We start from the raw sequence: 20,528 nt of genomic DNA on the forward strand, positions 1-20,528 counted from the left end.
CTATAAGCGGTATATAATCAAGAAATATGATGGCAACAGCGATCGTAAGGACAATCCGCCGTAGCAGTATCTTGCGAGAATAAGTTTCTACTTGTTACATCATATTAACGACCTCTAAAGCGCGTAATAATGAGTCTTCAATTGTCATGATGCTAGATTCTGTGTGGATACGTTCTTTAAATTCAATATTCCCTTGGATTGCTTGTTTACCAACTATAATCCGAATAGGAAGCCCCATTAAGTCGGAATCCTTGAATTTAACGCCAGGACGTTCATCGCGATCATCGAATAGGACTTCGACACCTTGATTTAATAAAGATTGGTAGATATGTTCGGCGATCTCCATCTGCGCTGAGTCTTTAATGGAAACAGGGATGACGTGCACCTGAAACGGTGCAATGGATATAGGCCATATCATCCCTTGCACATCATGGCTTTGTTCCACGAGAGCTGATAATATGCGAGACACACCGATACCGTAACATCCCATCACCATGACTTGTTCTTTTCCTGTAGGATCTAAGTACACAGCGCCCAGATTTTCTGTATATTTAGTCCCTAGCTTGAATATATGACCTACTTCGATACCCCGACAGAAATTCAATGAACCTTTGTTGCAACGTGGGCATGGATCACTTTCCACAACATTACGAAAGTCACCTACGTGATCAAGTGGAAAATCAGAGCCCGGACGAACATAGCGACAATGATAGTCTTGTTCATTGGCACCTGTAATTCCATGGTGACTATGAGCCACAACTTCATCGACTAGAATAGGGATTACTAATCCAATTGGGCCAGCGAATCCAGTAGGGGCTCCCGTTACCTGTGCGGTTGTGGATGAATCAGCTAGTTCTATCTGTTGAGCATGAAGATGATGCTTCAACTTAACCTCGTTCACTTCATGATCGCCTCTGATTACAACAGCTATTGGATTGCCATCCACAACATATATCAAGGTCTTAAATATGTGTTGTGCTTCGATCTGTAGAGATACCATGAGTTCATGAATAGTACGAACGTTAGGCGTATGGAATTTCTCCACAGCATTCCCTATGTTATCTGGAGATAACGTACGTATCGGGCCTGATTCTGCCTTTTCTAGATTTGCAGCATAATCACAGTGTGTACATGTGGCAATCGTATCTTCTCCGATGTTGGCCAACGCCATGAATTCATGCGTTTCACCTTCGCCTCCAATGACACCCGCGTCGGCCTCTACCGCTCTATAATTTAATCCACAACGATGAAAGATATTTGTGTAAGCTTGATGTATCATCCGATAGGATTGATCTAAGCTAGCGTAATCTGGGTTGAAGGAGTAGGCATCCTTCATAATGAATTCTCTTCCACGTAGTAAGCCGAAACGTGGACGTCGTTCATCACGGAACTTGGTCTGAATCTGGAACAATGTCACCGGTAATTTCCGATAGGAGCTAATCTCGTTACTTACTAAGTTCGTTATAACTTCCTCATGTGTGGGACCAAGAGCAAATTCACGATTATGCCGGTCATGTAATCGAATAAGTTCTGGCCCATATTCCGAATACCTTCCTGATTCTTTCCATAGTTCGGCGGGCTGGAGAGCAGGCATGAGTAGCTCTTGAGCCCCTACACGTTCCATTTCTTCACGGACAATCTGTTCGATCTTACGTAGTGCTCGCCAGCCTAATGGTAAATACGTATACACTCCAGAGGCTAATTGTCTGATATAACCTGCCCTTAGCATGAGTTGGTGACTGATTACTTCGGCTTCAGAAGGTACTTCGCGTAATGTTGGTGCAAATAAATGACTCTGGCGCATACAAATCCTCCTATTCTATTGGACAACAAAAAGAACGCATTCGAAAGGGACGAATGCGTTCGTGGTACCACCCTAATTTTAGTCGTCCTTATGGATCGGACGATTACTTATTGGATAACGGGAATGTTCCCGGTAGAGATAATAAATATCTACTACAGCTACAAGGTAGGGAGACTTCAATCGGAAGGGGGAAACCTTTCAGCACAGGGATTTCCTCTCTGGTACGATTCGATATTGAAGCTTAAGTCCTTGTTTAACGCTTTTAAATGATTTGAATGATTTCAATAAATTTACATCAGTGGAATACAATTAGTCAAGATCAATTTTATCTATGGTTTATCTATGGTAGTTAGATCACATTGATCTAATGGAATAACCTTAGTTTTCTTCACCCATCGATAACCGAACCAGATCATGAGGAAGAGGGGAACACTGATATAAGATACGACAATGCCGTACCAATCAATGGATGTACTACTAAAAGCACCAAGATTCTGTCCAAATATTGCGATTAAACATAAGATAAAGGCAAAGATCGGACCAGCAGGGAACCAACGCGCACGAAATGGAAGCTCAGCAAGGGAATGTCCTTGAGCTAGAAAAGCACGTCTGAACCGATAATGGCAGACCGCTATAGCTAGCCAGTTGATAAATCCACACATACCAGAAGCGTTAAGTAGCCAGTTGTATACTATACCATCACCGAAGAAGGAAGCAAGGAAGGCTAGCATTCCTACGGCAGTCGTTAGGAGTAGTGCATTAATTGGAATGCTACGTCGATTCAACTTGCCAAGGAACTTAGGTGCTAGTCCATTCTTAGCCATAGAATAAAGGACACGTGTTGAAGCATACATCCCCGAGTTTCCTGCTGAGAGGACAGAACTTAGAATTACGGCATTCATGAGCGCCGCGGCAAAAGCAAGTCCAGCCTTCTCAAAGATTAGAGTGAATGGGCTGACTCCAATGTTATTCAGTTCAGCATTCAATAGACTAGGATCGGTATAAGGGATTAGCATTCCAATAACGAATATAGCAAAAATATAGAAAATAAGAATGCGCCAGAATACTTGACGAATAGCACGTGGCACATTCTTGCGAGGATTCTCACTTTCACCCGCAGCAACACCTATTAATTCCGTTCCCTGAAAGGAGAAACCTGCAGCCATAAATACGCCAACGAAGGCAAAGAAACCCCCGTGAAATGGTGTGCCTCCAAGATTGAAATTGTTCATTCCTACAGCTTCTCCACCCATGACCCCAAAGATCATCAGTACGCCTACAGTAAGGAAAATAACGACCGTTATAATTTTGATGATAGCGAACCAATATTCTGACTCCCCGTAGCTTTTAGTAGATAGGAAATTCAATCCGAACATAATAAGTAGGAATAAGAGGCTCCATAATGCGGAGGAGCTTTCTGGGAACCAATATTTAATAATAACCGTAGCTGCAGCTAACTCTGCTGCGATGGTTACGGCCCAGTTATACCAGAAGTTCCAGCCTACAGCGAAACCGAAGGCGGGACTAACAAACCTTGAAGCATACGTGCTGAATGAACCCGAGTCTGGTAAATAGGTTGCTAGCTCACCTAAGCTGGTCATGAGGAAATATACCATTAAACCTACTGCAGCATAAGCGAGTAGGGCTCCACCAGGACCTGAAGAGGAGATGGCACTTCCACTAGCGAGAAAGAGTCCTGTTCCAATGGATCCACCTAGAGCGATCATGGTCATATGTCGTGCTTTGAGACTTGCCTTCAGTGAAACTTCTGAATCGTTGCGGGTCTTCATTAATCATTACACTCCCTCTACAAAAAAAAATTAAATATTTTGTCATGGAAGGAAAGGGACACAGCAAAAAGACCGCTGGAAAGAACACCGGCGGTCTTATTAATAGATATCGTAACAAATGTATGCCCTTGTAAAGGGGCAACATGTCTTCTATTTATATGATCCGCACCCAACTTCCATGAAAGATAGCCCAACATGGTATCCTGTGAAGGAAACCATGACAGTTCTGCCCCTATTCGGAAAACAGACCCAGCGTACGTGGCAAAAGAAGCTGCCTATACACTTCGGCGAAAGGCGCCTTTCGATCGTGAATCATACGGCGGCTTCTAACGCCTCTTCACGGTCTACTCATCGCGGTTCGCGACCTCTACCTCATCTTAGTAGGATGAGGATATCTTTACTTGTTTATACTGAACAATGTCTAAGTATAATCATTTGTCTGTGTAGGATCAATGGTTAAATATTGCATTAGGATCGCGTACGTTTAGCCATCTGTTGCCATATGGTCCCGGCAGCTTCTTCACCTGACTCAATCCGTTCTAGTGCCATCTTGGCTTGTAAGCTGACTTCGAATTCAGGATCTTGTGCCGCTTCTTCTAGCGCAGATCGGGCATCCTCCGTACCTACTTCATAAAGAAAACGAGCAGCTCTCCAACGAACAAGTTTACTTGTGTCCTTTAAGGTTTCAGTCATAGGTTGCGTAGCATTAGCATCCCCGATATCCGATAGGGTGTCACCTGCTGTACGACGAACAGCTGCAGATTTATCTCTTAATGCTACATACAATAGATCCATAGCATCCGTTGTGCGCAGATCACCAAGATAGATGATAGCTAGACGACGGATTTGCATTTTAGGGTCTTGTAATGCCGTCATAATGAAATGAATTCGTTCTGGTGTAGGACTCATACCATCTAATGCAGCATAACGAATTCGCCAATCGTCATTCTGAAGAGCCTCTTCGAGTTCCTGATCGCTTAGTTCTGTGCGTTTCTCCATGAATTCTTCGTTACTAGCTCCATGTGCAATCGCCTGCTGAATGACTTTCTCAAGACGCTCAGGAGGATATGCTGCCTCAAGTTCTTGTTCTACCTCACGTGCAATGTCCTCTAATTCACCATAACGAACACCGTAATCGGAAAGCTTACGTTCCTTAATCATGGTTGCAATAGCAACTGCGGTTACTGCCTTAGTGAATCGTTCTGATAGTGCAATACGTTCTTCACGACCGGCAGCCTTCACACGAATTTGCATGGGGATGCCGCGGAAATATTGTACAAGGACCTCAGCTTCACCGTAATGCTCACCCATTTCGTTATCCACTTCTAACCAAGTGGTTGTTAATCCATCTTGTCCGAGTCGTTCTTGTACTTCGCCTAAGATCGTTGACCAATCGGCGTTACCTTTACGTTCAAGCGCTGCGAAGTCCGTCGTGTGGAACACACTTTTTACACCAGGAATATGTAGCATTTCCCGTATCCATACGGGGGCAGAGCGCTCATTATCTAGTGTGTATGTTCTTCGTAACCCATTCTCTATAGTTTCATCCAAATGGAGCTTCATTGTATTGGGACTTGGTGTTGGTTCAATAAAAGTAATCTTCATATGCGTTTTATAACCTCCCTTTTCAACGTTATTTTACCTCATTTCCATCTGAATAAAAAATATTGTTCATGTTTTGGTGGAAGTGATTACAAGATAAAGGAAAAGTATCGCTGAATGTTTTCTTATGACTTCGAAAAGGTGTCACCTTTGTGATATAATGTGAGGAGTTAAATTTGAAAGGAATGGATTATTTCATGATCAGTACAAGCGGCGTGACCCTCCGTTATGGAAAACGCGCACTTTTTGAAGATGCAACTATAAAATTCACACCAGGAAATTGTTACGGACTCATAGGAGCAAATGGTGCGGGTAAATCAACATTCTTGAAGATCCTATCAGGAGAAATTGAAGCGAACTCTGGTGAGGTTCATATGACACCAGGAGAACGTATGGCAGTTCTCAAACAGAATCATTATGAATATGATGAATTCCCTGTGCTTGAAGTTGTAATCATGGGTCATATTCGTCTGCATGAGATTATGAAAGAGAAAGATTCTCTGTATGCTAAGACTGACTTCACAGAACAAGACGGACTTCGTGCCGGCGAATTGGAAGGTGAATTTGCTGAGTTGAATGGTTGGGATGCTGAGCCGGATGCTGCAGCACTCTTGATTGGTCTTGGTATTCCTCGTGAACTTCACGATAAGAAGATGACAGAGCTAAGTGGTAATGAGAAGGTTCGTGTATTGTTAGCTCAAGCATTGTTCGGTCGTCCGAATAACTTGCTACTTGATGAACCTACCAACCATCTGGATCTTGAATCGATCGGTTGGTTAGAGAACTTCTTGATGGATTATGAAGGTACCGTTATTGTCGTATCCCATGACCGTCACTTCTTGAACAAAGTATGTACACACATTGCGGATATTGACTTCGGTAAAATCCAAATGTACGTAGGTAACTATGACTTCTGGTATGAATCCAGCCAACTTGCTCTACGTTTGTCCCGCGATTCTAACAAGAAGAAAGAAGAGAAGATGAAAGAACTACAAGCGTTCATTCAACGTTTCTCGGCGAATGCATCGAAATCCAAACAAGCAACATCACGTAAGAAACAACTTGAGAAAATTACATTGGATGATATTCGTCCATCTAGCCGTAAGTATCCGTTCCTACATTTCAAACCGGAACGTGAGGCTGGTAAGCAACTTCTTACTGTTGAGGGTCTAAATAAGACGGTTAACGATGAAGTGGTTATTGATAATGTAAGCTTCGTAGTTAATAAAGGCGACAAGATTGCTTTTGTCGGACCAAACAGTCTGCCTAAATCCACATTATTTGATGTCGTGATGGGTGAGCAAACTGCGGATGCTGGTGAATACACTTGGGGTATTACGACAACACAAGCATACTTTCCGAAGGATAATTCCCGTTATTTCGATGGCGTGGATATGAACTTGGTGGATTGGCTTCGTCAGTATTCTCAAGATCAAGATGAAACTTTCCTACGTGGCTTCTTGGGTAGAATGTTGTTTGCTGGAGAAGAAGCATTGAAGAAGGCAAGCGTACTCTCCGGTGGAGAAAAAGTGCGTTGTATGTTAGCTAAAATGATGCTTAATGGTGCCAATGTCCTTGTGTTCGATGAACCAACGAATCACTTGGATTTGGAATCCATTACAGCACTAAATAACGGACTTACTGATTTTGATGGAACAATCTTGTTTACTTCACATGACCATCAGTTCATTCAGACGATCGCTAATCGTATTATTGAGATTACTCCGAACGGAATTATTGATCGTACGATGAGCTATGATGAGTACTTGGATAGCGAAGAGGTTAAATCCCTTCGTGAACAAATGTATCCAGCAGAAGAATAGCCTAAGATTTAAATCGAGGGAAATAAATTGTTAACGAAAAGAGATGGCTCCTGAATTCAGGAGCCATCTCTTTTCATATTGTGCTCTATCTAAAGAAGAGTTACGAATTACCCGCACGACGACGTTGGGTAGTCGGCTTGGTGTTGTTCTGATTTTTTAATTGCTTAGCAGAACCGGCTTGAAAAGTATTCGATTGACCTGAAGCAGACTGTTGTTTCTTCTGATCTAGTTTTTTTCGAATGGCATCAGCCAAACTGACTTTCTTTACTTCATTGTTTTCGCTCATGTGAAAACCTCCCTTTGGGCGTGTGTCTTCATTTTAATCGTTTTTAATTATCCCCACAAGAGGGATTATGCACATCTCCCTTGCAAAAGACAACTTACTTGCTCTACACTCTGCAGGAATATGATCATGGTGTTCAGGAAAAGATGTGTGATAACGGCATTTGAAGGAGTGGTACATCGATTTGGATATTTATGAAGAGATACGAAAAGGTGAGAGAGGCGCATGGGTAAGCATTGGAGCGTATCTCATTCTATCTGGATTCAAATTAGCGTGCGGCTATTCGTTTGCTTCTAGTGCATTAGTGGCTGATGGTGTAAATAACTTAACCGATATCGTTGCATCCGTAGCGGTATTAATCGGCTTACGGATCTCTCAGAAACCCCCAGACTCTGATCATGCCTATGGGCATTTTCGGGCAGAGACAGTGGCAGCGTTAATGGCTTCTTTTATTATGGCTATGGTTGGTATTCAAGTTATTGTAGAAAGTATACGTACATTGTGGAAAGGTGAAAAGGTACTACCTCCTAACCCATGGTCTGCAGGTGTAGCGCTTATATGTGCCGCTGCCATGTTGGGCGTGTACTTATACAACCGTCGTTTAGCTCGTCAAATAAATAATAAAGCATTGATGGCTGCGGCTAAAGATAATCTGTCTGATGCCATGGTAAGTGTAGGAGCAACCGTGGGGATAGTCGGAGCACAGTTTGGACTACCGTGGCTAGATAGCGTAGCTGCATTTGTAGTAGGAATCATTATCTGTAGCACTGCCTGGGGCATCTTCAAGGATTGTACGTATAGTCTAACCGATGGATTTGATCAGAATCAGATCATGGATTTACGGAGTACTATCGCTCGTATCCCAGGTGTGGAAGGAATTAAGGATGTAAAAGCGCGAGTACATGGCAATCATGTCCTTGTAGATGTAGTAATCGAGGTTCATTCCAATCTAAGTATTATTGAGGGACATAAGATTGCAGATCAAATTGAAGAGGAAATGAGGAAAGATCATAACATCATGCAAGTTCAGGTCCATGTGGAGCCTAAATAAGTAGAGGTATATCTAAGAATAAAAGGGGGTGTCCCATGAAATTTAGGTGTTCTGAGAGAACGCTCCGCTTTTACGAAATTATTCCGTCCTCTGCGCTAATTTGAGCATGGTTTATTCAACTTATTCACTCCAAGAACGTCATTATATTACTATACATACCTACTTGAGGTAGTGATAATTCGTGTTAGCTGGTATAGTTGAACCAAATGTAGGGATGGAAAGTGGAAAGGAAGGAGGCAGTGAATGAGGCTTTTAAAACGACTTGTGATGTTATTTCTAGTATTAGTTATTGTACTGGCTGTTGCAATTATAGTCTATATTAGACCGACTAATGAACTAGATATGAACTACGAGCAAGTGGATATGAAGACTAAAGTATGGAACATGGTGAAGACTAAAGTGCCTGAGATTGAATTATCAGAGGAGGAATTGAATAATCTCGCTAAGAAAAAAATAATAGAATATCTGGACATACATGATCAAGGTGTAGAAATAACAGGGACAAACTTTGTGATTCATGATCAAGAATTAGAAGTTAATCTGAATGGGAAGTGGGCGATCATTCCCTTTGGTGTAACCCTTGATTTTCATATGGAGGCTAGCGGAAGTGATTTGATCTTGAAGCATAAGTCTACGAGAATAAAACAAGTGACTATTCCTGTTTCTAGATTTTCTTTAGATCCGATTACCTTTTCTTTAAAAGAACATGTACCCGATATTGTTGGTATTGATCAAATTCATTTCAAACCGAATAGTATGATGCTAACGTTTAAAATAGATTGGTCGATTATCCCACAATTTCTACTTGATTTTAAATAAAACAAACATCATAGAACCCCAAATCGCTTAATAAAGCAACTTGGGGTTCTATGATATGATATTCAAACCTTTTTCTTATCTCTCTAATAAATGAATACTACGTACATAGTGGATGGTTATAAGTTTCTTGAACGTCCTGTAAAGAGTGAAATAATAAATAATACGATAAAGATAAAGAAGAGTACTTTCGCAATAGATGCTGCAGCTGCAACGATATTAAAGAATCCAAATATTCCTGCAACTACCGCAATGATTAATAATATAACAGACCATTTCAACATGTCCCTTCACCATTCTTTCTTTAAAATTAGTATTGCATAGGATATTTTCTCGCTTTCCTTCATAAGGTTAGGAGAATCCTGTGTGCGGCCTATAATGCTTGTCGCGTCGTCCTTGTATTCGGTATTTAACCTAGGCATACAGAAATGAAACAATTCAATTTTTGATGATTAACCAAAGCTTGTTCCACTTCATTGGCTACTGTTTCGCCTTTTTACGGAACGGGTAACTAAGAGCATTGAACGTTATAAATTCCAGAAGGTAGAAGGAGAGATTGTATGATGATCGAAATTAGTGTCCTTATTATAGCTATTGCATTTGCGGTACTTGTTTTATTTCTTATTAAAACTTTAAAGGCAGCTACACATTCATTAGAGAAAACAACGCAAACATTACAGGAAGTTCAGAAGACGATTGATGAATTAGGTTATGAAGTGAAACAAACCGTAAGACATGCTAATAACATTACCGTTGATTTACAAGCGAAGATGAAACAAATTGATCCTGTATTGGATTCTGTGCACAATCTCGGTGAAGTGTTAAGTGAGGTTACATATGCGGCCAAGCAACTTTCCACTACAGTTATGGATAAAATCAAAAAAACCAATGTTAAGGCCTCTTCCAATACACAATTAAGTACGCCCGAACAACGAACCATTGAATCTTATGCAGCATTGAATGAGACTAAAAGTACTAAAGATACAAGCTGGGTGAAATATGTTGATGTAGCAGCAGGGATTTGGCAGAAATTTCGTCGTTAAGATGGAATGAGTATTCCACTATGGTTACCAGAAAGGATGAGGAACATCCCTAATGGATACGAGCATTAGCAACATTTCCACTACAGGCAACATAGAGAATGCTGTTTTAAAAGCACCGGTGGATTCTTCAATTAATCAGACACTGACGAGTGGGGATTCCTTTGAAACGTTAAATGGTATTTCTCTCTTGGATCGAATTAATGAGATGGTTATTACTATAAATGAGAATCAGATCTCTGAAGCGTTGGGCTCACCGCAGTTTCATGCAGAAGATGGAGAAGTGTACATCAGAGGAGATCAAGCCATTAAAGTATATAAAGATTCTAGTACGGGAACAATTCAAGGTATAGATTTTTTCGCAGATACATCTTTCTGAAAAGTCTCCATTTGAGATTCAACTTTAGATTTCAGGGGTAATATACTACCGAAGCAGAAATTTTAAAGGAGAGTGAAGACAATGGATTCAACTCAATTAAACTCATATGCTAAAGTGGTAGATAACGGCGTTAAGGCCGTACAAGAAATTAAGCAATTGCAAAGTGCGGGGTATGTGTACGATAATATCTTCGTCTTGGCACATGATGAAGATCGCACAGATCGCATTGCAGATACGGCGAATGCGAATGAGATTGGTATTAAAGAAGAAGGCGTATTCGATTCACTGGCTAACTTATTTCGTTCCCGCGGGGATGAACTTCGAGCAAAAATCACTTCTTTAGGATTTACAGATGCCGAAGCTAACTTTTATGAAAAAGAACTAGATTTGGGTAAAGTTCTCATTATTGCGAAAAAATAATAGGCTTCAACAAATTCATATAAGTAGCTAACATGTATATTAAACATAGATAAGGAATGGGGATTGCCCCATTCCTTATCTATGTTTAATGGAACATATAACCACATAACCTTGGTTGTACACCATATAAATCACTGTAATGAAAGAAGTTTCCTCTAATTAAAGCTTGGTTATGGTATATAGTTATATAGTATGAAAAAGAAATATGATGAATACTCAGGCCTTAAGTCACGGCTTGTTATGTTAGTTTCGATAATGCGGTATTCCGTTAATATGATCTTAAGGAGCGAACTATGTCTATATTAATAGTGGATGACAATCCTACGAATGTCATTATTATACGTGAAATTCTGAAAAAAGAAAGCTATTTAGATACACTTACTGCTCCATCTGCTAAAGGGATGTTCGAGTTTCTAGGGATTGCTAATCATCCCGATGAGGTTATACCTAAGAATAGCGATGTCGATCTCATTCTACTTGATATGATGATGCCTGAAATGGATGGAATTGAAGCATGCCGTATTATCCAACAGTATGAACATTTAAAGGATATTCCGATCATTATGGTGACGGCAGTAGGAGATTCCAAGAAGCTTGCTGAAGCGTTGGACAGTGGGGCTACAGATTATGTAACCAAACCGATCAATAAAGTGGAGCTCATGGCAAGAATTCGCCTTGCGTTACGTCTTAAAAAGGAGAACGATTGGCATAAGGAGCGAGATCAAAGGATTCAAGAGGAGCTAAGATTAGCTGCTTTAGTTCAGAATGCCGTTCTCAGTCCTCCTATTGAAGATGATTTATTTGAAATTCATGCACTTTATCAACCTTCGGCAGAATTAGCAGGAGATTTGTATGTATGGTATCGACTAGGGGATGGACGATATGGTGTTATTCTGCTTGATATGATGGGACACGGTATTTCGTCTTCGCTAGTCTGTATGTTTATAGCATCCGTATTAAAGGATACGGTCACCACGTATGTCGAACCTGAGAAAGTCATTCAGGAATTGAATAGAAGATGTAATCAACTATATATTGAGAATGAGCTCATTCAATATTATTTCACAGCGATATATTTAGTAGTGGATACCCGTATGAAGAGAATTGACTACGTGAATGCAGGGCATCCACCAGCACTCTTTTTCCAAAAAAATGGAAGTGTAGAGATGCTAACTCAGGGAAGTTGCCCTGTGGGACTGTTTGATAAGATCGAAGTGGAGCAACAAACTTTTTATTATGAAGGAGAGAGCCATATAGCATTATATACAGATGGTCTGATGGAGATTATTGCAGGTGACCATGATGAACAGATGACTTTCTTGATCGGGCATTTCGAGGGTAGTCATGTTTGGAATGAAGAAAAGATGAAACATGTTTTTTTTAATAATGAATTAGAACAAGAACGTGATGATGACAAATGTCTGGTGTGGATCTCACTTAAAGAAGGGGGAGATGCCTAAATGAGATTAAAAACAAAATTGTTGCTTGGATTCGGTTCTATGATGGTCATTCTGATGATATTGACGCTTGTGGGATATGATCGGTTAGATTATATGAATAAGCAATTGGATACAGTCTATGAGCAAAGATATACGAAGGTGCGGAATTCGAGTGGCATGCGCGGTGAAGTGAATAATGCTTCGCGGATTCTCGTTAACCTATTGCTTAGTAAAGAGGCGAATTCTGCTATTAGTTTAGACGAACGTAAAGAACTATCTTTAGCGATGACTAATGCAGAAAAGAGATTGCAGACAATTAGTGAATCCAACAACAATGTAGATGAGAAAGAGATGCTGGATCGTGTACGAGTCTCTTGGGATCAATTCGTTATATTTGAACAAAAAGAACTAGAATTAATGACGAATGGCATGTATGAGGAAGCAACAACATACCGAGATAATACAGGGCTATCGATCCAGATGGAAGCATTAGATAATTTGAATGAATTGGCGACTTATCAAGATCGCATGATTGATAAAGAGATGAATACGGCTAATGCTGAGTATAACCGATCTATTCAAATAACAACCGGCATTATGGTTGCAGGACTGATGATAGGACTGGGTATCATTCTATGGGTTATCCCAAGTATCAGTAAGGGTCTTAAAACGGTTAACATGATGATTCATAGTTTTGGCAAAGGAAATATTAGAATGATTCGTCGTCTGAAAGTTACTTCTAAGGATGAGATTGGTGATGTTGGGCGAGTATTTAAACAGATGGCAGAAGATATAGAGGAAAAACAAGAACTCGAGAAGAGCTATCTCGAAGCCCAAAAGGATCAAAGTTGGCTTAGTTCTAATACGAGCAAAGTCACGGAGTTACTCCGTGGAGTGAATACATTAGAGCAGGTATCTCAGACCTTTATTAATGAATTCACACCCGTGTTAGGGGCACATTATGGTGTGGTGTATATTCAAGGTGAAAATGACAAACCTAATCGTCTATTTAAATACGGAACTTATGCTGGATCAGAAGAGGTACTGACGAAAGGGTACTTTGATATTGGAGAAGGACTACTGGGCCAGAGCGCCATGGATAAGAAACCTATCTATATTACAGATGTTCCTGATCAATATGTCTCTATCAAATCTGGGCTTGGAGAATCATTACCTATAAGTTTGATGATCTATCCAGTGGTATTTGAAGATGATCTATTGGGTGTTATAGAACTGGCCTCATTGTCAGAATTCACACCACTCCAACGACAATTAATAGCACAGCTGAGTAGCAGTCTAGGAATTATTCTTAATAATATACGCAGTCGAATTCATGTGGAACACTTGTTACGTGAGTCACAGGCTTTAACAGAAGAATTACAATGTCAATCAGAGGAACTACAGTCTCAACAAGAAGAATTACGTCGTTCGAACGAGCATTTAGAAGAGCAGACAATTGCGCTTAAGAGATCTGAAGTGCAGTTACAGAGTCAACAAGAGGAACTTGAACAATTCAATACAGAGTTAGTTGCGAAGTCGCGGTCAATGGAAGATCAAATGCAACAGTTAGAAGAAAAGAACTTTGAAATTGAAAAAACAAGTTCTCAGTTGGAAAAACAGACCGTCCAGCTAGCAGTTACTAGTAAATATAAGTCGGAATTCTTAGCTAATATGTCACATGAATTACGTACACCACTCAATAGCCTGCTTATTCTGTCACAGTTGCTAACGGAGAATAAAGGTGGCAATCTCACAAGTAAGCAGATCGAATATGCCCGGACGATTTATATGTCGGGTGCTGATTTACTTAAAATGATTGATGAAATTCTTGACTTATCCAAGGTTGATGCAGGTAAAATGGATATTAACCAAGAGATGGTCAAGCTCACCAATTTAGATGAATTTGTTCAACAGAATTTCAAACCATTAGCAGACAAGAACCAGATAGAACTTCATGTTGAATATGGTACAGATCTTCCTGATGAAATCATGACAGATGATCATCGTGTGAAACAGATTATTCGTAATTTGTTTACGAATGCCATTAAGTTTACGAGCAAAGGATCTATTAACTTCCGTATAAGCCGAGCAGTATCTAGTGATCTTCCTAGTATGCTAAACAAGGATGTCGACTATATTGCTCTAGCTGTAAAAGATACGGGTATTGGTATTCCTAGTGATAAATTAGAACTAATATTTGAAGCATTCCAACAGGTAGATGGCACAACCAGCCGTAAATATGGGGGTACGGGACTAGGATTGTCCATTAGTCGTGAACTTGCAGCTCTTCTTGGAGGATGCATTGCAGTAGATTCTAAGGAAGGGGAAGGAAGTTGTTTCACGCTATTCCTACCTATCGATTCTACGAATGAAGTATTCTCTGGAGAAAAGGAAGCAGCAGCATCTACCTCAGAAGCTTTGATACCGCGTAGAATGCATCGTATAGATACAGATTTTTCAAATAATATGAGGTTAGAACCTAAGGTCATGATAAACGAACCTATAAAGGATGATCGCGACAACATAGGTGAAGAGGATAAAGTCATACTCATCATTGAGGATGATGTGCATTTTGCAAGTATATTATTGGATATGGCTCGAGAACGAGGGTTCAAGGCATTAATTGCTACACAAGGTGATATAGGATTAAAAATGGCACAGGATTATCTTCCTAGCGCTATTATTCTGGATATTCAACTCCCTGTCATGGATGGATGGTCTATCATGGGTGTGTTGAAGAACTCCGCCCTTACCCGGCATATACCCGTTCATATCGTTTCTGTCGTAGATGACGTGAAGCAAGGTTTACGATTGGGAGCAATAGCATACCTACAGAAACCTTCTTCTAAGGATTCGCTAGAAAAGGCCTTTTCATACATTGAATCTTACACAGAGAATTCTCTAAAACATTTGTTAATCGTTGAAGATGATGATGTACAGCGTAATGCTATTATTGAATTTATAGATCATGATGATGTGGCTATTACAGCTGCTTCATCAGGTAAAGATGCTTTGAAAGAACTTCACAAACAGAAATACGATTGTATGGTTTTGGATCTAATGCTGACAGATATGACAGGATTTGAACTTCTTGACCAGATTCGGGAAGATGAACAGTTAGCTGATCTCCCAATCATCATCTATACGGGTAAGGAATTGAATACGAAAGAGGAAATGATCTTACGTAAATATGCCGAGACCATTATTATTAAAGATGTGCGATCTCCGGAAAGATTATTAGACGAGACGACGTTATTTTTACATCGCGTTGAGGCAAACTTACCCGATGATAAACGTGAAATTTTGCAGAAACTTCATAATAAAGAGGCACTTTTTGAGAATAAAAAAATATTACTCGTCGATGATGATATCCGTAACGTCTTCGCTTTATCCAGTGTATTGGAAAGTTATCATATGGAAGTCGTTTTCGCCGAGAACGGAAAAGATGCCTTAGATATTTTAGATAAACAACCTGATTTCGATCTGATCTTAATGGATATGATGATGCCTGAAATGGATGGATATGAGGCCATGCGTCAAATTAGGCAAATTCCAGAATTTCAGAAGTTACCCATCATTGCACTTACTGCGAAGGCCATGAAAGAGGATCGATCTAAATGCATTGAAGCCGGTGCTTCTGATTATGTTAAGAAGCCGATTCAAACAGAACAACTCTTATCATTGATGCGCGTATGGTTATATGCATAATAATATTGGTATTTAATATGGAAGTAGGTAATATTATGACTTCATGGAACGGTCCTGAGGATGAACACCAAATAGGAAACGCAATGGACTCTGAAAGAGAGGATATTGAGTTGGAACTGTTGTTGGATGGGATGCATCGGTTATACGGTCACGACTTTAGAGATTACGCGACTCCATCCCTAAAGCGGAGAATATGGAATTTCATAAAAATGAATCAACTGAAAAACATTTCTTCTCTTCAGGAGAGAGTGCTTCATGACCGTGGTACATTTGATCGCTTGGTTCATAGTTTATCTATCCCTGTTACAGAGATGTTTAGGGACCCAGGACTGTTCAAGTCATTTCGAGAAAATGTAGTTCCAATCCTTCGTACGTATCCATATCTTCGTATATGGCATGCGGGGTGTTCAACGGGAGAAGAAGTATATTCTATGGCCATCCTTCTACATGAAGAGGGTCTTTACGATAAGACACGTATTTATGCCACAGATATGAATAATCACTCTTTAAAACAAGCTCAGTCAGGTATATTTGGAATTGAGAAAATGAAATTATATACCAAGAATTATATAGAAGCGGGTGGAACCGGTTCTTTCTCAGAATATTATACAGCCAAATATAACTCAGTTATTTTCAAACCTTTTTTACAGAAAAACATGATCTTCTCAGAACATAACTTAGCGACCGACCGCTCATTTAATGAATTTAACGTCATCTTATGCCGTAACGTTATGATTTACTTTAATGATAAACTTCGAGATCGTGTACATGGGTTATTTCACGAGAGCCTGAGTCATTTTGGAATTCTAGTATTGGGCTCTAAGGAATCCATACAGCATACAGACTTTGGAAGTTCATATGAGGTACTGGATCGAGTAGAAAAAATATATCGTAAAATAGATTGAGAAGAATGGAGGAAGATAGCATGGGGTTTCTCGAACCGATTCATATCCTTTTGGTAGATGACCGACCAGAAAATTTGCTCGCGCTTGAGGCTGTCCTCGAGAGTGAACAATATAATCTTATCAAGGCAACTTCAGGAGAAGAAGCTTTACGATGCCTGTTGAAAAATGAGTTTGCCGTGATTATATTGGATGTGCAAATGCCTGGATTGGACGGGATCGAAACCGCAAAACTAATAAAGGCACGGGAAAAGACGAAGGAAATCCCCATCATATTTATCTCGGCAAACAGTAAAGAGGCAGAGCACTTATTCGCTGGTTACTCCGCTGGAGCAATCGATTATATGGTCAAACCTTTTATCCCTCAAATCTTGAAGTCTAAGATTGAGGGATTTGTGGAAATGTATTTGACGAATAAGAAACACAAAACGCAGTCCATGATACTTCAACAAAAAACGCAAGAACTAGAGAAAATGAATCGGGAACTTATTGTGGCGAAGGAAGCTGCAGAAATTGCTGTGAAAGCAAAGACTGAATTCCTAGCGATGATGAGTCATGAAATTCGTACCCCTATGAATGGCGTTATCGGAATGATTGATCTTCTAATGGAGACTGAACTACAAGATGATCAGAAGGAGTATTCTGAGATTATTCGAACGAGTGCAGATGCTCTTGTCGCTGTCATAAATGACATACTAGACTTCACCAAGATGGAATCAGGTAAAATGGAGCTTGAAGAACATCCATTTGATGTACAGGCTTGTGTCCAAGAAGTAATTAGTCTTTTTGCAATGGATGCAAGTAAGAAGAATCTGGAGTTGGTTTACTTTATGGATGATAATATCCCTGAAGTTGTATATGGTGATATGAACCGACTTCGGCAAGTTCTTATTAATCTAATCTCCAATGCCATCAAATTCACCGCTCAGGGTGGGGTTTACCTAGTGGTATCACTCCAACAAAGCGATGAGGATCATTTGACGATCGAGTTTACGATAAAAGATACAGGAATTGGACTCTCCAATGACAAGCTTGATAAATTATTCTTACCATTTTCTCAACTGGATTCATCTATGAATCGTAAATATGGAGGTACAGGCCTTGGCCTTGCCATCTGCAAATCCATGGTTGAAATGATGGGTGGTAGCATTTACGCGGAATCAATGGATGAAGAAGGGGCTACGTTTGTATTCAACATCGTTGTTCGACAGTTGAATGATGAAGAACGTGAACTGTGTCTCGTAGATAATCTGGGATTGCCAGTAGCCAAAAGAGAGCGGCTTGAGGCTAGCGTATTAATTGTGGACGATCATCCTGTGAACCAGAAACTGATGGTAAGTATGCTCTATAAGTTAGGCCTATCAGCTGATATCGCTGTTGATGGGTCACATGCCTTAGAGATGATTCAGAATAACAATGGCTACAAAGTGATATTCATAGACTTACAGATGCCTGTAATGGGCGGATTGGAAGCCACGGCAAAGATCCGAGCATCTATCTCTTCAGCAGAGGAACAGCCTATTATCATTGCTATGACAGCGAATGTGATGGAAGGCATTGAACAACGATGTTCTGAAGCTGGAATGGATAATTATATTAGTAAACCCATTCACATGAGTAGTGTTAATCAAATATTATCGCTCTACGCGAACAATCTCCCCCTACAGGTGAATCAACTTTTATGATGAGGGCATAATTAACAAAAGTTATTTTGAGTGTAAGTTGTTTCAACCATCACTAAATAGGGTTATGAATATTGATAGTAAAAACCTATTTTCAGGAGAGAATGACGATGAATATAAATAATAACGAAAAGTTTAATGCTACAACGGAAGTGAACGATGGAGTAAGCACAGTTTTTCTTTCTGGAGAATTGGATTTATCTGTTGCTCCAGAATTCCGACTAGTGATGGAACCGTTGGTTGGAGATGCGAACCGGGATCTTATCATTAATTTAAAAGACCTAAAGTACATTGACAGCACGGGTATTGGGATTTTATTATCTATTCTAAAAGCAAGACATGGGATGAGTTCTAAGTTTCTTGTTGAAGAAGTTCCGCCACAGATTCAAAAATTATTTGATATGACGGGTATTGCCAAGTTCTTTGCACCTAAAGAGAATTCCTAATAGGAAAGGATCGAAAGATAAATGAATGGTGAAGCAGTTCAGAAAGTGGTAATAACATTACCCGCTAGTGCTGATTATGTTGATATTGTGAGATTGAATTTGTATGGTATTGCCTCCAAAATGGGTTTTTCATATGAGGAAATTGAAGATATGAAAGTAGCTGTATCCGAAGCTTGTAATAATTCTGTGCTGTATGCTTATGGGCAGAAAGATGGAATGGTCGAAGTTACTTTTGAAATAGATGGTGATAATTTATCTATTATTGTCAAGGACGAAGGGGAGAGCTTTGACAGTGTAGCTGCTCAATCTGAACGTAGTTCGTTACATGATAAAGAACTAGATGACGCCCAAATTGGGGGGCTAGGGTTCTATTTAATGCAGGCGCTTATGGATGATGTTAGTGTAGAAAGTCAAGCGGGTCATGGTACGAAAGTTGTACTTAAGAAGCGTATCATGAAAAGTGAGGAAGTAGTATGAGTGAGAATGTGACTCCCCCCGAGTCCATGAGCGAAGCAGTGGGTCTGATCTGGGAATACCAGCAGACACAAGATAATGAAATAGCGACTGTACTTATAAAAAAATATGAACCGATGGTCAAGATGGCTTCAGGTAAAATCTCTCGTAATCGTCCTGATCTTTATGAGGATTTATATCAAGTAGGTCAGATGGCTTTGATTCGTCTGCTGAAACAGTATGACATTAGTATGGGGATTCCATTTGAGCCATATGCTATGAAGAGTATGATCGGACATATGAAGAACTTTCTTCGAGATAAATCGTGGTATATTCAAGTTCCACGAAGAATTAAGGAGAAAGGTGCCCAAGTTCAGCATGCGATTGATGAATTGACAGTCAAATTCGAACGCTCTCCTAATGTTCAGGAAATTGCTGAATATCTAGATTTAACACCAGAAGAGACGATCGAGGTGCTGGCGGGTCGTGAATGCTATCATTATGTTTCGTTAGATTCACCTCTTTCACAGGAGGATTCGGGTGCAACTTTAGGTGAATTAATTAGTTCTGACGTCAATGATTATGATTCCGTTGAGAAACGTATGGATTTACAACAGGCTCTTAATCAGCTTAAGGATCAAGAACAAAAGGTATTGTTACTTGCTTTTCAAGATGGTGAATCTCAAAGATCGATTGCTCAGAAGTTAGGAATATCCCAAATGAGTGTATCGAGAATCCAAAAGAGAGCTACAGAGAAGCTAAGAGAAATTATTACGAATGCTTCTTTATAAAAGGAAATTTATGAAGCAACAGTACATGACACAGATCAATTTCACTTTCGTCAGGACACGCTAATATTCTCTCAGCAGAATAGGAGCGTGTCCTTTTTG

General features: G+C 40.0%; 19 protein-coding genes and 1 riboswitch. Of the genes, 14 read left to right on the plus strand and 5 right to left on the minus strand.

Annotated features, from left to right (window positions below; translation table 11 throughout):
• Window positions 1–94: 94 nt before the first annotated feature.
• The gene (locus tag AC1D7X_RS06650; protein WP_495474879.1) at window positions 95–1,804 is read right to left on the minus strand and encodes a proline--tRNA ligase; all 1,710 of its coding nucleotides are present in this window, start codon (window positions 1,802–1,804) and stop codon (window positions 95–97) included.
• Between AC1D7X_RS06650 and AC1D7X_RS06655 the strand changes: the two genes are divergently transcribed.
• Window positions 1,774–2,049 carry a hypothetical protein gene (locus AC1D7X_RS06655; RefSeq protein WP_495474880.1) on the plus strand — a complete coding sequence of 92 codons (276 nt, stop codon included), beginning with the start codon at window positions 1,774–1,776 and terminating at the stop codon, window positions 2,047–2,049. The two genes, AC1D7X_RS06650 and AC1D7X_RS06655, sit on opposite strands and share 31 nt — an antisense overlap.
• Before the next feature lie 84 nt (window positions 2,050–2,133).
• On the opposite strand, the gene AC1D7X_RS06660 is transcribed toward AC1D7X_RS06655, so the two are convergent.
• Together AC1D7X_RS06660 and AC1D7X_RS06665 are read right to left on the minus strand one after the other, a co-directional pair.
• The gene (locus tag AC1D7X_RS06660; RefSeq protein ID WP_495474881.1) at window positions 2,134–3,594 is read right to left on the minus strand and encodes an amino acid permease; all 1,461 of its coding nucleotides are present in this window, start codon (window positions 3,592–3,594) and stop codon (window positions 2,134–2,136) included.
• A 178-nt stretch (window positions 3,595–3,772) separates the two neighbouring features.
• Window positions 3,773–3,972: riboswitch (Lysine riboswitch) on the minus strand.
• Between the two features lie 90 nt (window positions 3,973–4,062).
• Window positions 4,063–5,199, minus strand: a complete 1,137-nt coding sequence (locus AC1D7X_RS06665) for a virulence factor (RefSeq protein ID WP_495474882.1) — start codon at window positions 5,197–5,199, stop codon at window positions 4,063–4,065.
• 194 nt (window positions 5,200–5,393) lie between these two features.
• On the opposite strand from AC1D7X_RS06665, the gene AC1D7X_RS06670 reads away from it, so the two are divergent.
• Window positions 5,394–7,019, plus strand: a complete 1,626-nt coding sequence (locus AC1D7X_RS06670; RefSeq protein ID WP_495474897.1) for an ABC-F family ATP-binding cassette domain-containing protein — start codon at window positions 5,394–5,396, stop codon at window positions 7,017–7,019.
• 100 nt (window positions 7,020–7,119) lie between these two features.
• Here AC1D7X_RS06670 and AC1D7X_RS06675 read toward each other — a convergent pair whose 3' ends face one another.
• Entirely contained in the window at window positions 7,120–7,305 is a 186-nt protein-coding gene (locus tag AC1D7X_RS06675) for a hypothetical protein (RefSeq protein WP_495456003.1), read from the minus strand.
• A 181-nt stretch (window positions 7,306–7,486) separates the two neighbouring features.
• On the opposite strand from AC1D7X_RS06675, the gene AC1D7X_RS06680 reads away from it, so the two are divergent.
• Both AC1D7X_RS06680 and AC1D7X_RS06685 read left to right on the plus strand, forming a co-directional pair.
• The gene (locus AC1D7X_RS06680; protein WP_495456004.1) at window positions 7,487–8,353 is read left to right on the plus strand and encodes a cation diffusion facilitator family transporter; all 867 of its coding nucleotides are present in this window, start codon (window positions 7,487–7,489) and stop codon (window positions 8,351–8,353) included.
• A 243-nt stretch (window positions 8,354–8,596) separates the two neighbouring features.
• Entirely contained in the window at window positions 8,597–9,172 is a 576-nt protein-coding gene (locus AC1D7X_RS06685; protein ID WP_495474883.1) for a hypothetical protein, read from the plus strand.
• A 116-nt stretch (window positions 9,173–9,288) separates the two neighbouring features.
• Here the strand turns inward: AC1D7X_RS06685 and AC1D7X_RS06690 are convergent, their stop codons facing one another.
• Complete coding sequence (locus AC1D7X_RS06690) at window positions 9,289–9,453, minus strand: DUF1328 domain-containing protein (protein ID WP_495474884.1); 165 nt, start codon at window positions 9,451–9,453, stop codon at window positions 9,289–9,291.
• A gap of 276 nt (window positions 9,454–9,729) precedes the next feature.
• Here AC1D7X_RS06690 and AC1D7X_RS06695 point away from each other — a divergent pair, with 276 nt between their 5' ends.
• The 10 genes from AC1D7X_RS06695 (at window position 9,730) to AC1D7X_RS06740 (ending at window position 20,429) form a co-directional block, all read left to right on the plus strand.
• The gene (locus AC1D7X_RS06695; protein ID WP_495456007.1) at window positions 9,730–10,212 is read left to right on the plus strand and encodes a DUF948 domain-containing protein; all 483 of its coding nucleotides are present in this window, start codon (window positions 9,730–9,732) and stop codon (window positions 10,210–10,212) included.
• Window positions 10,213–10,264: 52 nt separating this feature from the next.
• The gene (locus AC1D7X_RS06700; protein WP_495474885.1) at window positions 10,265–10,588 is read left to right on the plus strand and encodes a hypothetical protein; all 324 of its coding nucleotides are present in this window, start codon (window positions 10,265–10,267) and stop codon (window positions 10,586–10,588) included.
• Between the two features lie 81 nt (window positions 10,589–10,669).
• A complete protein-coding gene (locus AC1D7X_RS06705) occupies window positions 10,670–11,008 on the plus strand; it encodes a YflT domain-containing protein (protein ID WP_495456009.1) in 339 nt (112 codons plus the stop codon).
• A 293-nt stretch (window positions 11,009–11,301) separates the two neighbouring features.
• Window positions 11,302–12,468, plus strand: a complete 1,167-nt coding sequence (locus tag AC1D7X_RS06710; RefSeq protein WP_495474886.1) for a SpoIIE family protein phosphatase — start codon at window positions 11,302–11,304, stop codon at window positions 12,466–12,468.
• Window positions 12,469–16,155, plus strand: a complete 3,687-nt coding sequence (locus tag AC1D7X_RS06715; RefSeq protein ID WP_495474887.1) for a response regulator — start codon at window positions 12,469–12,471, stop codon at window positions 16,153–16,155. It begins immediately after the preceding gene.
• A gap of 35 nt (window positions 16,156–16,190) precedes the next feature.
• Window positions 16,191–17,060, plus strand: a complete 870-nt coding sequence (locus tag AC1D7X_RS06720) for a CheR family methyltransferase (protein ID WP_495456075.1) — start codon at window positions 16,191–16,193, stop codon at window positions 17,058–17,060.
• A gap of 20 nt (window positions 17,061–17,080) precedes the next feature.
• Entirely contained in the window at window positions 17,081–18,742 is a 1,662-nt protein-coding gene (locus AC1D7X_RS06725) for a response regulator (RefSeq protein WP_495456012.1), read from the plus strand.
• 107 nt (window positions 18,743–18,849) lie between these two features.
• Window positions 18,850–19,185: an STAS domain-containing protein gene (locus AC1D7X_RS06730; RefSeq protein WP_495456013.1), complete on the plus strand. Its 336-nt coding sequence runs from the start codon at window positions 18,850–18,852 to the stop codon at window positions 19,183–19,185.
• Window positions 19,186–19,206: 21 nt separating this feature from the next.
• Window positions 19,207–19,662, plus strand: a complete 456-nt coding sequence (gene rsbW / locus AC1D7X_RS06735) for an anti-sigma B factor RsbW (protein ID WP_495456014.1) — start codon at window positions 19,207–19,209, stop codon at window positions 19,660–19,662.
• On the plus strand, window positions 19,659–20,429 hold the full coding sequence (locus AC1D7X_RS06740) for a sigma-70 family RNA polymerase sigma factor (RefSeq protein ID WP_495456015.1): 771 nt from the start codon (window positions 19,659–19,661) through the stop codon (window positions 20,427–20,429). The genes rsbW and AC1D7X_RS06740 overlap by 4 nt, the downstream gene beginning before the upstream one ends.
• Window positions 20,430–20,528 lie beyond the last annotated feature (99 nt).

The organism is Paenibacillus sp. Y568, assembly GCF_059445545.1.

Bases quoted from the DNA above. Each gene is read 5' to 3' on its own strand.
- AC1D7X_RS06660 (WP_495474881.1), bottom strand. From the start codon at position 3,594: ATGAAGACCCGCAACGATTCAGAAGTTTCACTGAAGGCAAGTCTCAAA.
- AC1D7X_RS06695 (WP_495456007.1), top strand. From the start codon at position 9,730: ATGATGATCGAAATTAGTGTCCTTATTATAGCTATTGCATTTGCGGTA.
- AC1D7X_RS06740 (WP_495456015.1), top strand. From the start codon at position 19,659: ATGAGTGAGAATGTGACTCCCCCCGAGTCCATGAGCGAAGCAGTGGGT.
- AC1D7X_RS06690 (WP_495474884.1), bottom strand. From the start codon at position 9,453: ATGTTGAAATGGTCTGTTATATTATTAATCATTGCGGTAGTTGCAGGA.
- AC1D7X_RS06725 (WP_495456012.1), top strand. From the start codon at position 17,081: ATGGGGTTTCTCGAACCGATTCATATCCTTTTGGTAGATGACCGACCA.
- AC1D7X_RS06685 (WP_495474883.1), top strand. From the start codon at position 8,597: ATGAGGCTTTTAAAACGACTTGTGATGTTATTTCTAGTATTAGTTATT.
- AC1D7X_RS06665 (WP_495474882.1), bottom strand. From the start codon at position 5,199: ATGAAGATTACTTTTATTGAACCAACACCAAGTCCCAATACAATGAAG.
- AC1D7X_RS06710 (WP_495474886.1), top strand. From the start codon at position 11,302: ATGTCTATATTAATAGTGGATGACAATCCTACGAATGTCATTATTATA.
- AC1D7X_RS06715 (WP_495474887.1), top strand. From the start codon at position 12,469: ATGAGATTAAAAACAAAATTGTTGCTTGGATTCGGTTCTATGATGGTC.
- rsbW (WP_495456014.1), top strand. From the start codon at position 19,207: ATGAATGGTGAAGCAGTTCAGAAAGTGGTAATAACATTACCCGCTAGT.
- AC1D7X_RS06700 (WP_495474885.1), top strand. From the start codon at position 10,265: ATGGATACGAGCATTAGCAACATTTCCACTACAGGCAACATAGAGAAT.
- AC1D7X_RS06730 (WP_495456013.1), top strand. From the start codon at position 18,850: ATGAATATAAATAATAACGAAAAGTTTAATGCTACAACGGAAGTGAAC.
- AC1D7X_RS06670 (WP_495474897.1), top strand. From the start codon at position 5,394: ATGATCAGTACAAGCGGCGTGACCCTCCGTTATGGAAAACGCGCACTT.
- AC1D7X_RS06675 (WP_495456003.1), bottom strand. From the start codon at position 7,305: ATGAGCGAAAACAATGAAGTAAAGAAAGTCAGTTTGGCTGATGCCATT.
- AC1D7X_RS06720 (WP_495456075.1), top strand. From the start codon at position 16,191: ATGACTTCATGGAACGGTCCTGAGGATGAACACCAAATAGGAAACGCA.
- AC1D7X_RS06705 (WP_495456009.1), top strand. From the start codon at position 10,670: ATGGATTCAACTCAATTAAACTCATATGCTAAAGTGGTAGATAACGGC.
- AC1D7X_RS06655 (WP_495474880.1), top strand. From the start codon at position 1,774: ATGTTGGTGCAAATAAATGACTCTGGCGCATACAAATCCTCCTATTCT.
- AC1D7X_RS06650 (WP_495474879.1), bottom strand. From the start codon at position 1,804: ATGCGCCAGAGTCATTTATTTGCACCAACATTACGCGAAGTACCTTCT.